Genomic DNA, 15,927 nt, shown 5'->3' with positions numbered 1-15,927 from the left:
TGGACAGGCATTAATTATCTTCCCCAAACACCTGGTGTTTCCCCGAACTCTTCTTTAAAGCATTTTCGAAAATGGGAAACACTCTGAAAACCTACCCGTTCAGCCACCAGAGAAACGGGAATGTCCTCCTGCTGCAAATAACCTGCCGCCTTATGTAACCGGATTTTTCGAAGATAATCGGCCGCTGAAACCCCTGTTAATGCTTTAAATTTGCGGTAAAAAGTGGAGCGGCTCATATTCATCTCAAAACTGAGTATTTCCACACCAAAATCGGCTTCAGCATACCGGTTTTCGATAATCTTGTTGACCGATTCAATAAATGACTGGTCTCTTTTGGCAAGAACTTCTCCGGGAATGATTTTTTGAGACAGGTTTTCAAAATGCCGCTTCAACTTTTCGCGGTTTTCGAGTAATGCTTTCAACCGGGCCAACAATATCCGGCTGTTGAAGGGTTTTTCGATGTAATCATCCACGCCCAATTCAAATCCTTCAATATGCGTTTCGGCATCTGTACGCGCCGTCAACAAAATAAAAGGAATGTGGGAAGTCCGGATGTCTGCCTTTACTTTGCGACAAAATTCTATTCCATCCATTACGGGCATCATTACATCAGAAATAATCAAATCCGGCGTAAAATCGTTCATTATCTCAAAGGCTTCCCGCCCATTCTCAGCAACCTTTACATTAAACCAGATATTCAACAAGCCTCTCAGAAACTCAGAAAGCTCATTATTGTCCTCCACTACCAAAATATTCTGGCCCCCAAACTTTGAAAACCCGTTATTATCTGAAACAGAAACAGCATTTTCTTCCCGGAATACCGGTTCTTCATTAACGTTTTTAAAATCATGTTCTGAAAAGTGTTCTCTACCTTTCAAAAAGGTCAAAATAAACTCAGAACCTTTCTCCACCACACTTTCAACATGAATAGTTCCTTGCTGAATTTCGGTGAGTCCTTTCACAATTGTCAGACCGATTCCATGGCCTGATGCGTGTTCCTGCCCCTTTTCAGAACGGAAAAAACGATCAAAAGCATTCGACACCTCTTCTTCTGACATTCCCATGCCCTGATCCTGAACAACCAAAGAAAACCGGTCGGCATTCTCTGCCACACTCACCAGAATCGATCTGCCACCCGGCGTATATTTCAAAGCATTGGCAAGCAAATTGTAGAGAATCTTCTCTGTTTTATCGATATCCAACCAAACCTCCAGTAAATCCACGGAACTGTAGAAACCAAGATCAACCCCTTTTTTAGATGCCAAAACCTGGAACGAGTCCACGACCCCGGCGGCAAAAGCCACAATATCAAACCGGGAGATGGAAATCGCCAATTCGCCTTGATCCAGCTTCCGAAGATCTATCAGCTGATTAATTAAATTGAGGAGGCGAAGCGCATTATTGCGAATAGTTTTTACTGCTTTACTTCTCGCATTGCCAAAGCTATCCAGATGAGCAAGAATCAAGGTCAGAGGTGTGCGGAAATCATGAGAAATATTGGTAAAGAACCGGAGTTTTGACTGATCTGCCTCATGGAGTTTTTCCGAAATTTCCACAATTTGCCTGTTGCGGTCTCTTAATTCACGTGTTTGCTCCTCCACTCGTTTTTTCAGTAAAATATTGCGCTTACGAATTTGTCGCAATCGTATTTGGTAACCTGCAAAAACAAAGGCGAGCAGAAGCAGCACCAATAACGATTTAAACCATCCCGTTTGCCAAAACGGAGGAATAATTTCAATATCCAAACACGTTACCGGTCCATAATCGGCATGACTAAATGCGGCCTGAACTTCAAAAGTATAATCACCCGGAGGAACGGCCGCATATCGGGCTTGCCGGTTGGTTGCCTCAGAAACGGTCCATTCATCCTGCAGTCCGGCCAACCGGTAGCGATATACATTTTGATTGGGCACGTCAAATGGATAGGCATTAAAATGTATGGCAAATGAATTCTCATCATACCGAAGCTTCATTCCGGAGGTTTCCCCCAGAGGTTTATTCAACAAGATCCTTCTGTTCACTGTATCTCCGGGCATAATTAGCCGGTTGTACAACATAAAGCTCTCCAAAGTAGCCCTGACCCTGACACGAAGCGGAACAATATCATCAGGGTGAAACCCAACAACTCCGGTATAGCCACCATAGTAGATTTGGCCGGAATCATTCACAAAATGGGCATCATCCATGAAAAAATCATTGGACAAATAAGTTTTAAAGGCCCCGGAAACAGGATTAAACCTGCTAATTCCCCTATTGGTACTCATCCAAATAATTCCTGAAGAGTCAATGTTAAGACTGTAGATAATATTATTGCTTAATCCATCCTGCTCAAAATACTTTTTTTCTACTTGTCCTTTTGTCCGACTGAGGAGGTTTAGACCTGAATTGGTACCAATCCACAAACTGTCACCGTCAACCGCCATACAATACACTTTGTTATCCGACAGCTTATGCGATTCTTTCTGAACCTTCTTAAATCGTTTGTTCCACTGGTCAACCTGGAAAAGTCCGTTCTCATCCTTTGCCACCCAATAGTGGCCATTCTCATCCCTTACAATATCTCTGAGACTTCCCGACAGATACCCTTCATTCTCGTTAAGGTTGATACCCCTGTCCAGAGCCATCGATTCCAGATTTATCCACCCGATATTCCAGGAAGAAGTCACCATCAAAGTGCCCCTGTCCCATTCCTTGATCACATAACTCTGATGCGGCCACTTCCAGTTGAAACGCAAATCAACCGCCTCGATGCGTTGTGCTTTTTCATTGTAAACACACAACTCGCCCAATTCTCCAATCCAAACATTGCCTTGGGAGTCCTCAAATATGGATCGCACATTGTGTATAGGACTGGTTTCCCCATCCTTGGTATGATAGTGACTAAAATATTTCTGATGTCCGTCGGGAAAAATGATTCCCACGCCATTCCTGTCAAACCCCAGCCATAATTCACCGTTTTCCCTACGACAAATAGCCCTGACAGGATCGGCATCAGGTCTGCTTAATGGGGCATTCCAGTTGTAATGCATAAACTGGTTTTTCTCATAGTTGAAATGGTTAATCCCGTTTTTCTGAGTTCCAATCCATAGATTCCCCAGCCTGTCGAATTGAAGATGAGTTACATTATAACCTTTAAATGTATTTTCATTTTCAGCAGCATAAGAAAACCTTTCCGAACTCCATTTGCCACCTTTCTTTTGAATGCGAACCAACAAATTAAATCCCCCAATCCAAAAATCTTCATTAAAAGCTGCGAAACTGGTAAATGTTGAAGGATCTACATCAGAAAGGCCGGCTTCAGGGAAACTAAAAACGCGTTCTCCTATATCTGTTTCGTCCTCCAAATAATATACCCCATCCCCTGAAACGGCCAACCAATGGCCCTCTCTCTTTTCCAAAAAGTAGCAGGGAAATGAAGAAACTATTTCAGGATTCCTCCTGAGCGACTGTTCAGCACCACCAATAACCCATTGCTGAATGCCAAAGTCACCATAAATCAGGAGTGTATCCCCATTCTGATTAATTCCGCTTACATAGCCGGGTGCTCCAAACGTATTACATTGATCTGAATGAATATTTATAACACCTGTCCTGTCTCCCTGGCTAAACCAAACCAAAGAATCATTGAATTGCCAAATATTATCCTCCGGAAAAATCCCCACATCCTCAAAAATTTTCTGACTAAATCTTCGAAACTTCTTTGACGATGCCAGATACTGATTCAAATCTCCTTCCCGCGTGGTTACCCAGACATCTCCATCCATTCCCTTACCCATCGAGACAATATGATTCCCTGAAATTTCTCCATCCTGATCAGCCCCTGGTTTAAAGATCTCAAAGTTATATCCGTCATATTTATTCAGTCCATCAAGTGTCCCTGCCCAAATATTTCCTTTGTCATCGATAACAAGACCATTAATGTTATTCTGAGATAACCCGGTAGAAATATCAAAATGGTCGAACCTTGGTGTTTGAGCAAAAACCAGTTCCGACAAAAAAGACAGCAACACTATTACAAAGAAAAGTTTCATTATTCACCTGATCATCTGATACATGAATCAATCCCATCCTGTTTTGACACAAAATCGTCCCCTCCCCGGGATTAACAATACTTAAATTGCCTTCACAAAATAAAACTAAAAAGAAGAACTATGAAAAAATGTCTTTCTCTTTTATCTGTAATTCTTTTCATGTCAGTCATCGGCGCAAATGCCCAAAGCGACTGGAAAGAACTTTTTAACGGAAAAAACCTCCGGGGCTGGGAAGTACTGAACGGGCATGCCCCTTACGATGTGGAAGATGGAATGATTGTTGGAACATCGGTTACTAAATCTCCCAATACATTCCTTACCACCAAAAAAGAGTACGCCAATTTCATTCTGGAATACGACATGAAAATGGATGAGGGATTGAATTCGGGCGTTCAAATTCGAAGCCATAGCAACAAAGATTATAACAACGGACGCGTACACGGCCCTCAGGTGGAATGTGAAGATTCGAAACGTGCATGGGCCGGCGGTATCTATGACGAAGCCCGGAAAGGGTGGCGCTACCCGTTGGATTACAACCCCGAAGCCAAAGATGCTTTTAAAAAAGGTGAATGGAACACCTTTAAAGTGGTTGCTTTCGATCATCATATTATGACCTGGGTTAATGGCGTACCTGCCTCCAACCTTGTTGAAGAGGATATTGAAACCGGTTTCATAGCACTGCAGGTACATAGTATCGGTAATAACAAGGCGCTGGAAGGCAAAAAAATAAGATGGAAAAACATCCGACTTAAAGAAATAACCGAAAGAGACTTTGAGGAATACAAAAAAATGGAAGCTCCGGAAGTAAGCTATCTGAAAAATCAGCTTACAGAACGCGAAAGAACCGATGGATGGGAATTATTGTGGGACGGAGAAACCACCAGGGGCTGGCGGGGCGCCAAACTGGATCATTTCCCAAAAGACGGTTGGAGCATCAATGATGGAATCCTGAAAGTTCACGCCTCAGGAGGCGATGAATCTGCAAATGGTGGAGACATTGTCACCCAAAAGCAATACGCAGATTTCATCCTGATTGTAGATTTCAGCATCACAAAAGGGGCCAACAGCGGCATCAAGTATTTTGTGGATACTGAGCTAAACAAAGGGGAAGGCTCTTCCATTGGTTGCGAATTCCAGATTCTTGATGACGAGCATCATCCCGACGCAAAACTGGGAGTGGAAGGAAACCGTACCATGGCTTCCCTGTATGATCTCATCAAAGCTAACGGCTATGAATACAATCCCCACTTACCCCGCGAGAAATATGTCAATGGTTATGACAAATGGAACCGGGCGATGATTGTGGTAAATGGTAAAAAAGTTCAGCATTTCCTTAACGGCATCAAAGTCGTGGAGTACGAACGTGACACCCCAATGTGGCGTGCGCTGGTAGCTTACAGTAAATATAGCAAGTGGCCTGACTTTGGTGAATATGAAAAAGGAAACATCCTGCTTCAGGATCATGGCAATGAGGTGGAGTTTAAGAATATTAAGATAAAAGAAATTAGTCAGTAGGATATAGTCGGTATTAAGTAGTCAGTAGTCAGTAGTTAGTAGTAAGTAGTTGAAATTGTAAGACACAACATACTAACTAGTGCCTGTCTATAAACTAAGCAAATTCTGTTTTTAGGGCTGTGTCTGTTCAGAAAGTGCCAGTTACAAGGCTTGCGAAGTCCGAAAATACGGAGTTTACTTTTCGTAAATGAGTACTTTTCGGACAAGCGTAACGCAGTAAATGGTACTTTATGGACAGACACTAACTAAGAATCCTTATGCAAACCTATTTTCATCATCCAATAAAACCAAAACCATGAAAAAGAATAAAAACTCAAGAAGAGAATTCATCAAAAAATCGGCTTTGGGTGCTGCAGGGCTCACGATAGCCGGAATGGGTATGAGCTCTAAAAGCTATGCCGGAATAATGGGAGCCAACGACCGGCTGAATGTGGCCATTATTGGCCTGGGTCGCCGGTTAGGAGCCTACATTCCCCCTATTGCCGACCCAAAAAGCAATGTCCGCTTACTGTATCTGTGCGACGTGATGCAAAGTCAGATGGACAATGCAGCCAAAAGATTTGGGGAAGTCCTTGATTACAGACCAACACTTGAAGAAGATTTCTTCAAAGTAATTGACGACAAAGATGTGGATGCCATATTTCTGGCCACCCCCGATCACTGGCACGCACCCGGAACCTGGCTTGCCAATGCTGCCGGGAAACATGTGTATGTGGAAAAACCCTGCAGTCACAACCCTTACGAAGGTGAATTACTTGTAAAGTCGCGCGACCGCTACGGGAAGGTCATACAAATGGGTAACCAACAGAGATCCTCAATCGAAACCATCGAAATCATCAAAGAAATCCACAATGGAGCTATTGGCAAACCTTACATGGCCAAAGCCTTTTACAGCAATGGGCGCGGAAGGGTCGTCAATCCCACCAAAGCAGCTCCTCCGGAAGGTCTGAACTGGGAATTGTGGCAGGGACCGGCACCCCGGAAAGCTTACGAGCACAACACCTGGGACTACAACTGGCACTGGTATGGATGGGATTATGGTACCGCCGAAACAGGCAACAATGCCGTACATGAACTGGATGTGGCACGCTGGGCTCTGCAAGTCAGCTTCCCCGAAGCAGTAATGGTCAACTCAGGCAAATATCACTGGCCGGATGATGGCTGGACGATGTATGACACCATGGATGCCACCTTTCGTTTTCCCGGAAATAAAATGATTCAATGGGATGGCAAGAGTCGAAACGCTCAGAAAACCTATGGCGCCGGACGTGGAACCATCATTTATGGTACTGAAGGTAGTGTGTGGGTTGACCGTGGAGGTTACAAGCTGTTTGACCGCAACGGCTCGCTAATCAGGGAGAAACAATCAGGCAGTAGTGAGGGTGGCACGCAACTGGGAGGCGGTGGCGATATGTCAACCCTGCATGCCCAAAATTTCTTTGAAGCCATCAGGGGCAAAGAAGATTTGCGTTCCCCAATTGATGAGGGAGCCACCAGTACGCTACTTGGACATTTGGCCAACATCTCTTCGCGTACCGGGGAGTCGCTGATATGCGACCCTAAAAACGGGCACATTACCAATAGTTACAAAGCGATGGAATTATGGGAAAGAACTTATGAAAAAGGCTGGGAACCAAAATTCTGATAACATACATCACAAAACTGCTTTTCTGATGAATACCCCGCTGGACATCGTCTTTTGGGGTATTAATCAGGAATTGGCTGATCAGGTGACTGAAAAAGTAGTCACCCAAATTATGGAATTACAAACCATTCTGGATCGATTCAATTCAGAAGCCGAAACTTTTAAGGTTAACAAAAATGCCTTTTCTAAAAGCATGGCTATCAGCCCGTTTCTCTTTAAAACCATCAGCAACGGCATGAAATATATTCAAAAGTCGGAGGGCTATTTCAATGTATTTGCCGGAAAAGTTTATGCCTCCTTAAAAGAAAAGAGTGCATTTTCAGAAAGTTCCCTTCCCATTCATCCTCCGGAAGATCTCATTAAAATAAATACGTCAAATAATACCATACAGTTTCTTCATCCTGCCGTATCCCTGGATTTCGGAGGGATAGGAAAAGGATTGGCATTGGATGAAACTTCGAAGATATTGGATGAATTTGGCATTAAAAATACATTTATCAGTTTTGGAGGCAGTTCCATTCTAACCCGCGGACATCATCCACATGGTAATCACTGGCCTTTTTCATTAAAGAATCAGGAAATTGAAGGAGAAATCTGGCCACTGAGAAATGATACCGTTTCTGTCAGCTGTGCCGGCCATGGGAGTGGAAAAACGCCACACATCCTGAATCCCAAAACGGGAGATTGTCCCCCCTCGTTTACCGCAGTCGTTCAGAGTGAAAGTGCCACTGAGGCGGAGGTTTTATCAACTGCCCTCATCGCAGCACCTGATGAAAAACATCAGGAAATAGCCAGCCATTTCAATGTGGAGAAATGGGCTGTTTTTCCAATTCATTAAAACACACAAAATCTATGCAGGATAAAATACAATCAAGAAGAGAATTCCTCAAAAAAATGGCACTCACAGGTTCGGTGGCAACGCTGGCTGCCTCGCCATGGCTCAGTGCTTTTGCGCAGTCATCTGCAGCCGGTAAAAATCCCTCAGACAGGGTAAGACTTGCTGTTATTGGCACAGGCAGCCGGGGTAAGCAGCTCCTGCGCCTCTTATTTGAAATAACCCAAAGCAGCAACCTGGAAATTGCAGCCCTTTGTGATGTTTATCAACCCCATCTGCAGGAAACGGACGAAATGTGCAAAGAACAAAACATGAATCCGGTTCTTTACAGCAATTACGAAGAATTGCTCAATAAAGAAGAAGTTGATGGCGTTATCATTGCCACACCGCTGCATCAACACGCTCATATTACCATCGATGCTATGAATGCAGGCATTCACGTGTTTTGCGAAAAATCCATGGCACGCACACTGGACACCACAAAAGCCATGTACGATGCCCATAAAGCAACCGGAAAGATCCTTCAAATCGGGCATCAACGCCTTTTCAACCCGGTTTATCTCGAGGGGATGCAACGCATACACAATGGAGATCTTGGCAAACTGGGACAAATCCGCGCCTATTGGCATCGAAACAACGACTGGCGACGTCCGGTGCCCAATAATTCAATAGAGATGGAACGTTTCATCAACTGGCGATTGTACAAGGAATACTCGGCAGGGTTGCTAACTGAGTTAATGTCGCACCAGATTCAGGTGGCCAACTGGGCACTTCAAAAGACTCCGGTATCAGTAACCGGAACGGGAAGCATCGTGTACTGGAAAGACGGCCGGGAAGTGAACGATAATGTGGCCCTCATATACTCTTACGATGATGGCACCCAGTTTGTTTACGACTCCATGACCAGCAACAAAAAATACGGTTTGGAGGAACAAATCATGGGACACAAAGGCACCATTGAATTTGAAACGAACCGTTACTACACTGAAACGCCCCCTCCTGCACCAGGCATACTTCAGTTGCTCAACGATATGGAATCAGGATTTTTTGGAAAAGTGATGATTGGGGATGCCAGTTGGGTACCCGAAACAGCTGTAAAATACAACGGGGAGCCCATCATAGAAAATACCGATTTTTATGACACTGCACTTCAATTGGAAGCCTTTGCAAAATACATCAGAGCAGGCAAAGCACCTGAAGCTCTAATCAGAGAGGGTTACAATGCCAGTATTTGGACGATGCTTGGCGAAATTGCCATTGAAACAGGAGAGAAACTAACACTTGCAGACAAATACAGGATATAGGTGAAAGAGATAGTGAGTAGTTTTTAGGCAGTAGTGATAGCTTTTAATCCCAACATGCCCAAAACACCAACGAAATCATATAAACAGAAGACTTTAAAGTGAATATAAATTTAATTAGATAAAACTAGTCCCGAATGTTCCGGACGAGTTCTCCCGAACATTCGGAAACCTTAATAAATAGATTTTATACGAATGAAACGAGCATGGCAAGGAAACCACAAAGGATCATGTATAATATTCTGACATGTGAGTTCCATCAAGCCAATAACTTAAACAAATTTTATACTGATGAAAAATATTATCATTACCCCACGAAAACTAAAAAGAGAGATTTTTATATGGCTTCTCTGCCTGGTCGCGGCCATCGGACTCAATGTCTATTCAATAATTTATTACAATACCAGCTGGAGCGAATTGTACACTCACCTGGGATACGTTGTAGTAATTAGCATTGTCATCTATTTGATCCTTTGGGTTTTTCGGGGATTGTTTTTACTGCTTCGTAAACTTAAGAAATAAGGACACCAATGTTTTTCAATTATTTTTTCACCGCCCTCGTAGCAAAAAAAGAAGGCAAATATTTGTCAATCTCTTTTTCACCATTCCAGTCATCTTCATAAAAATCAGTGATTAAAAATCCGGCATTGAGTTGTCCCCCGATTTCGTCCGTCAGGCTATGACCAAACTCCAAAGTTTCCTGGCTTTCAATCAGCTCATCCAGTTTTTCCTTGGGCAATGAATCCAAATCTGAATAGGGCTGAGAATAAATCAACTGAAATGGAACGGTTTCCTGATCCAACTGGAAAATAACGGGATTAATCAATCCTGTCATCAGAATTCCACCGGATTTCAAAACACGGGAACATTCCTGCCAGATTGGTTTTAAATTGTCCGCAAAGACTGCAGAGCAGGGATTGAAAATCAAATCGAAGGACTCATCGGCAAATACCGAAAGGTCTTTCATATCTCCCTGAACCGTTTTAATATTAAGATTGAATTCGTCACTGAGCTTTCGATCCTGATTTAATTGATTTTCGGAATTGTCGAAAATAGTGACTTCAGCCCCTAAAGCAGCCAGAATGGGCCCCTGTTGTCCGCCACCGGATGCAAGACCCAGAATTCTAAGGCCTTTCAAGTCGGGAAACCAGTCGTGAGGCACCGGCTTTGCCGGAGTCAAAACAATGTCCCAGTTTCCATTTCCGGCATTTTCAATTTCCTCTTTAGAAACAGGAATCGTCCATCGAACCTTGTTGGCGACATACTTGTCCCAAACGGTTTTATTATACTCGGTAATATTCATTGCATAGGTAGGTTTAACTTCATTTAACCCTAAATATGCACAATAAATATTAAAAATAACAAGTCCAACCATAAATTGAAATCAATTATGAGGCCGGACCATCAAAACCATGTGAACCCGGATTGAGCAATTAAACTAATGCCACTTGCCGTCCCAACATTTTTAACATTCTCGTGTGACCTGCAACCGCTTTAAAAAACGTTTTCTGAGAGTGATAGGGCAGATTATATTCAAAAGCAGTTTCTTTAACCAATTGCGACAGTTTTTTATAGTGAACATGGCTGATATTTGGGAACAAATGATGCTCAACCTGATAATTTAAGCCCCCTATCATCCAGGAAAGAACTTTGCTTTTGGGTGCAAAATCAGAGGTCGTCAACAGCTGATGAATGGCCCAGTTGTTTTCCAGTTTTCCTTCTTCTGATGGGATTGGATAAGCAGAACTTGGCACCACGTGAGCAGTTTGAAAAATGGTGGTTAGTATCAGGCCGCTGATATAATGCATAATAAAGAAGCCGCCAACAATCCAGTACCAGCCAACCGGCATTATCAAAATCGGTAATACCAGCAGAAAAAAGTAATAAATTGATTTGGCAACAATCAAATCTGTGAGATACCACTTGTATTTCTTATCAAAGGGGGCAACACCTTCATTTTTGTAATTCCTGATTCGCACAAAATCCTTCATGGTAACCCACGAAAGCGTCATCAAACCGTATAAAAACCAGGCATAAATATGTTGAAAGCGATGAACCTTAAAAAGCTTACGGTGTGGTGAAAACCTCAAAAATCCAACAGGAGCAATATCCTCGTCATGCCCCTCGATATTCGTAAAACCATGGTGCATCGTGTTGTGCTGATGCCTCCAGTTTGGTGGAAATCCCCCGAGAAGATACAGTGACTTTCCAAGCCATTTATTAACCGTTTGGTTCCTGGAAAACACACGATGATTGGCATCGTGCATCAACACCATTCCCAAACCGGCCATTCCGGCACCCATTGCCACCCAGCTCAGTATAATTCCCGGAATCGAAGTTATAACACCTGACAACATCAGCACATAAGGCAGAACATAGAGAACACCCATGAAAACCGACTGAAAAACAATGGTTTTATTACCATATTTCGAAAGGTTGTTTTCTTTAAAGTAAGCATCCACCCTCCCTCTCAAATCTTTGATGAAATCAGGATTTTTATCTAAGGGAAAAGTTATTATTTGATCTTTCATTCGTTTTAATTTTTGTAATTATCTGATAAAAAACTAATTAAAATTTCTAGAACGAATGGAACCCTTCGCTCTCGCATAATATTTTTTAATCATATTCTTTTGTGGTATTATGCTTAAATAATATCATGCTCGTTTCATAACAACTAAATTGATTATTGAACAAACATTGAATCTACTGAAAACCGTGAAACAAAAACCAAACGGCTTTATGGAAATTCCATTTTCTTACAAAGATACCCCCCACACAGAATGCTATGAAATGAAAGGGGTAAAGCAACCACGAATAATGGTAAAGAGGGCACTTATGGGATGGATATCAATAATAAAGGGCGAGTAGCACTCACCCCTAGACATCACACTACCTCTCTGACTTTCAGTAAATACTGACGCGAAACAGGCAATTTTTGATCGGTTCCCTTTAGAGATATCCAATAATTGTTGTAGTTTTTACGCAATTGATCAATGTAGTGAATGTTAACCAGGCAGGTCCGGTGACAGCGAATAAAGTTTGAATACGGAGATAGTAAAAGCTGGAGATTCTTCAAAGTATTCCGCAATAACTTCTTCTCAAAGTGTTCATCCTTTTTAAATACAATTTCCACATAATTATCTGCCGAAACAACGTAAATTATATTAGAAACAACTACTTTAATTGAATCTCTCCCTCCTTCAGATTCCAGGTCTATCATTCGGCTTAAAAGGTCCTCCTCGTACTTTTCAATCTGCTTCCGCTCCTTTTCTCTGGAAATGATTAAATCAGCATTGTGGGCTTTCAGGTTTTGAATGGTATCGTGCAAACTTATTGCAACCGGGGGAACCAATGAGATTACCAGAATTTTGAAAAAGGTAAAAAAAGACATATCCGCCATCCCTACATATCTCAAATAAAAAGTGACGGATATACTACTCAGAACCAACAGAATAAATCCACTGACATACGAAGAAAGAATCGATTCCTTTATAGGCGAACCGGAGCGGGCAAGAAAATGACTTAAAATCACATAAACCAGCATCATCAAAAGTAGGAAAATACCGGTCAGCCCCACCAAAAACACCAGACGCTTATTTAAATCGGTGAGAAATATCGAAAAAGGCTCAAAAAAAAGCATAAACATAAATATCCCGAAACAAATGCTTAGAAAAAGTCGAAGACGTTCTTTTGAACCTTCTATTAATTGAGAAAGTTGGCTGTTCATTATCTTAAAACACAATTATCCAACTAATGTTGTGGTTCACCCCGACAGATCATAAAATTTGGACATCACATAAATCTGGAATACTTATTAATTTCGGAAAGCCCTTAAAAACCGCCCTTTTTGCTTTTGGCCATCACCCCGGGCCGGAAAGCGGAGGGGACTACGCCCCGATTGTTTGTTTTTGCAAAGTGAAACCATCAAACAAAACGCACGAAAAATCCCGTTAAAATCAGCGTGCCACCTCATTATCAACCTTAGCCCTTCACCTCTTCCTTCGCTTTCACATGATTGACAATCAACCGCAGTTCATCCCATGAAACCTCATCTCCAAAGTGGTTCTTGACTTCAGTCAGCGACTCTGCCTTATTCCCGTCGAGCCAGTCAGCCACCCGATGCACTTTCTCAGCCGGAATGATCTGAAAAATATTGATTTCACCGCTTCGCACAAAATGTCCGATATGGGTAAAGATGGTTCCGGCGGTGAGTGATCGTTCCTGAGCTATAGCTTCGATGGTTTTCCCTTTCTTGAAAAGGTCAAAAGTTACCTGTTTGGTATCCACTTTTTCTTTTTTGGGTTTGGACGGAGGCATTTCAAAAGGATTCTCCTCCCTGTCCTCTCTTCCCAAATCATGTTCTTTGCAGTAATCCAGAACTATTTGGAGCACTTCGGGACCAAACTTTTCCAACTTCACTTTCCCGAAGCCATGAATCTTTTTCATTTCCTTCATCGACTGCGGCAAGGTGGCAGCAATATGCTTCATCGACTTAATCTGGAGCACCATATAAACCTCATGGTCAAGCTCTTCAGCTTTATCATCGCGCCACTGCTTCAGCCGGCTGTACAAATCTGGGTATTTCACGGACACATCTACCGCTTTGCGTGACCGGCCTGTCGATGGAACGGAACCTCCGTCAAGCACCCCTTGTGCGCGAGCCTTGAGATATTTCTTCACCTCAAATCCCTCTTTACACTGTTCATAAACCATAGATTTAATGCCAATCTCCAGTCCGAGCCGTTCAAAAGCCTGCTTCAGCGTTTTTCGCACAGCCTTATTGTCGGTCTCCAGATTGAGGTTCTCAAAAGGGGCCTTGAGACTTTCAGATGTCTTATCAGAAAACCAGTTACTCGCTTTTTGGATACGTTCCTGCAAAAAATCGTTGTTGTCGGTATCAGGATTTTCCTGCAACAAACGATTGATTTGTCCAAGAAACCTGTCTGCCACCGGCTTCATCGCACCTGTAAGCATAGTCTTCATATTCCCCAGTGATACGGGTAATTCATCTTGAACGGTTCCTTTATTTTCATATGCCACCCGAAGACAATAAGCCAACTGGCGTTCCAGAGTGCTCAGGTCAAACATTTCCTGCAACAACATAAAGCGATAATCCCGCTTGGCCTGCATCAGAGCATCGTCTCCAACAGGCTCCTCCTCCACCCTGCTGATAAATCCGGATACTTCTGCATCTGTTTTCAACGCAGAAACATTCAACGGACTCGTCAGCACCAGTCCCTCAAGCGATTTACAGCGACTCAGCGCCACATAAACCTGTCCGTGGGCAAAAGCAGCATTGGCATCAATGATGGCTTTCTCAAAAGTGAGTCCCTGACTTTTATGAATGGTAATGGCCCATGCTGTTTTCAGCGGATACTGGGTAAAGGTGCCTTCCACATCTTCCTGTATCTCCTTGGTTTCTTCATCAATCTTATAGCGGGTGTTGTCCCAACGCTCCGGCTTTACCTCTATCACATCTTCATCGCCGGGACATTTCACGAAAATTTTATCCCCGGCAATTGCAGTGATCTGACCAATTTTCCCGTTGTAGTAGGCTTTCTCAGCAGAAGAATCATTCTTCACAAACATCACCTGAGCCCCTTTCTTCAATATCAGGCTCGATTCTGTAGGGAAGTTACTATCAGGGAAATTTCCCTCCACGATTGCTTTAAAGGTGTGCGAATCTCCGGGAAGTTTGGACAACCGCGCATCATTAATTTTTCGTGCCTGATAATTATGTGTTGTCAGTGTGATGTACCCTTCTGCGTCGCCATTGACAATCTCGGGCCGATGACTTTGATTCAACAATTCCAATCCGGCGCGGTCAAGTTGGTTGTCGCGTATTTTATTGAGCACCCCGATAAACTGATCGTCCTGCTGACGAAAGATCTGTTTCAGTTCAATGCTTACATAATCGGTTTTCTGTAATGCCCTGCTTCCAAAGAAAAATGCAGAATCATAATAGGGACGTAATAAGCTCCACTCCTCATCTTTAATCACAGGTGCCAACTGCTGCAAATCACCAATCATCAGGAGTTGAACACCACCAAAAGGCAGGTTATTTCGTCTAAAACGACGCAACACCTCATCAATGCCGTCCAGAAGGTCGGAACGTACCATACTAACCTCATCAATAACCAGCAGATCGAGCGTCCGAATAATATCAATCTTTTGGCGACTGTAACGATGAACATTGCGGCCCTCCTGCCCATTTCCACCAGCAGCACCGGGAACAATAGGCCCAAAAGGCAATTGAAAAAATGAATGAATAGTTACCCCTCCGGCATTGATGGCAGCTACTCCTGTAGGTGCTACAACTACCATACGCTTGGGAAGTGTGGCTTTCAGATTATGCAGAAAAGTAGTTTTTCCGGTTCCGGCTTTTCCGGTAAGAAATACATTCTTTTTTGTCGATTCAACAAATTCGCGTGCCAGCTTAAGTTCAGGGTTGGTTTGAAAATCCATTTTATTCATATTTTGCCGTTCCAATCTTCAAAAATAGGACTAAAGAGGTGGAATTGCAAGTACAAGAGAAGCAGGTAACCCTTAATAAAATACAACCATCAGTTTATTTTAGTCAAAAATCTGTCTATTTTTGCA

Annotated in this window: 10 protein-coding genes; 5 read left to right on the top strand and 5 right to left on the bottom strand. The window is 42.8% G+C overall.

The genetic code is table 11. The features are described 5' to 3' along the window. Nucleotides 1-14: 14 nt before the first annotated feature. Nucleotides 15-4,031 (bottom strand): hybrid sensor histidine kinase/response regulator transcription factor, encoded by a 4,017-nt coding sequence (locus tag W7W_RS0118930; RefSeq protein ID WP_010665221.1) that lies wholly within the window; start codon nucleotides 4,029-4,031, stop codon nucleotides 15-17. A 120-nt stretch (nucleotides 4,032-4,151) separates the two neighbouring features. Between W7W_RS0118930 and W7W_RS0118925 the strand changes: the two genes are divergently transcribed. From W7W_RS0118925 to W7W_RS0118905, 5 genes are all read left to right on the top strand, one after another. Then, nucleotides 4,152-5,546, top strand: coding sequence for a 3-keto-disaccharide hydrolase (locus W7W_RS0118925; RefSeq protein ID WP_010665220.1), 1,395 nt, complete (start codon nucleotides 4,152-4,154; stop codon nucleotides 5,544-5,546). 295 nt (nucleotides 5,547-5,841) lie between these two features. Beyond that, on the top strand, nucleotides 5,842-7,191 hold the full coding sequence (locus W7W_RS0118920) for a Gfo/Idh/MocA family protein (protein WP_029510673.1): 1,350 nt from the start codon (nucleotides 5,842-5,844) through the stop codon (nucleotides 7,189-7,191). Between the two features lie 28 nt (nucleotides 7,192-7,219). Then, on the top strand, nucleotides 7,220-8,029 hold the full coding sequence (locus W7W_RS0118915; RefSeq protein WP_238532145.1) for an FAD:protein FMN transferase: 810 nt from the start codon (nucleotides 7,220-7,222) through the stop codon (nucleotides 8,027-8,029). 14 nt (nucleotides 8,030-8,043) lie between these two features. Further along, complete coding sequence (locus W7W_RS0118910; RefSeq protein ID WP_010665217.1) at nucleotides 8,044-9,330, top strand: Gfo/Idh/MocA family protein; 1,287 nt, start codon at nucleotides 8,044-8,046, stop codon at nucleotides 9,328-9,330. A gap of 288 nt (nucleotides 9,331-9,618) precedes the next feature. Further along, nucleotides 9,619-9,849 carry a hypothetical protein gene (locus W7W_RS0118905; RefSeq protein ID WP_010665216.1) on the top strand — a complete coding sequence of 77 codons (231 nt, stop codon included), beginning with the start codon at nucleotides 9,619-9,621 and terminating at the stop codon, nucleotides 9,847-9,849. Nucleotides 9,850-9,868: 19 nt separating this feature from the next. On the opposite strand, the gene W7W_RS0118900 is transcribed toward W7W_RS0118905, so the two are convergent. The 4 genes from W7W_RS0118900 to W7W_RS0118875 all read right to left on the bottom strand — a co-directional run bounded on the left by W7W_RS0118900 (nucleotide 9,869) and on the right by W7W_RS0118875 (nucleotide 15,792). Beyond that, the gene (locus tag W7W_RS0118900; protein ID WP_025007087.1) at nucleotides 9,869-10,630 is read right to left on the bottom strand and encodes a class I SAM-dependent methyltransferase; all 762 of its coding nucleotides are present in this window, start codon (nucleotides 10,628-10,630) and stop codon (nucleotides 9,869-9,871) included. Nucleotides 10,631-10,760: 130 nt separating this feature from the next. After that, entirely contained in the window at nucleotides 10,761-11,858 is a 1,098-nt protein-coding gene (locus W7W_RS0118895) for a fatty acid desaturase family protein (protein WP_010665214.1), read from the bottom strand. 353 nt (nucleotides 11,859-12,211) lie between these two features. Beyond that, nucleotides 12,212-12,967 (bottom strand): LytR/AlgR family response regulator transcription factor, encoded by a 756-nt coding sequence (locus W7W_RS0118885; RefSeq protein WP_159102782.1) that lies wholly within the window; start codon nucleotides 12,965-12,967, stop codon nucleotides 12,212-12,214. 341 nt (nucleotides 12,968-13,308) lie between these two features. Beyond that, complete coding sequence (locus W7W_RS0118875) at nucleotides 13,309-15,792, bottom strand: helix-turn-helix domain-containing protein (protein WP_010665211.1); 2,484 nt, start codon at nucleotides 15,790-15,792, stop codon at nucleotides 13,309-13,311. Between the last annotated feature and the right edge of the window lie 135 nt (nucleotides 15,793-15,927).

Source organism: Marinilabilia salmonicolor JCM 21150 (assembly GCF_000259075.1).
Classification (GTDB): Bacteria; Bacteroidota; Bacteroidia; order Bacteroidales; family Marinilabiliaceae; genus Marinilabilia; species Marinilabilia salmonicolor.
The sequence above is the reverse complement of the archived record's forward strand: the minus strand, read 5'-3'. Positions and strand labels throughout refer to the sequence as shown.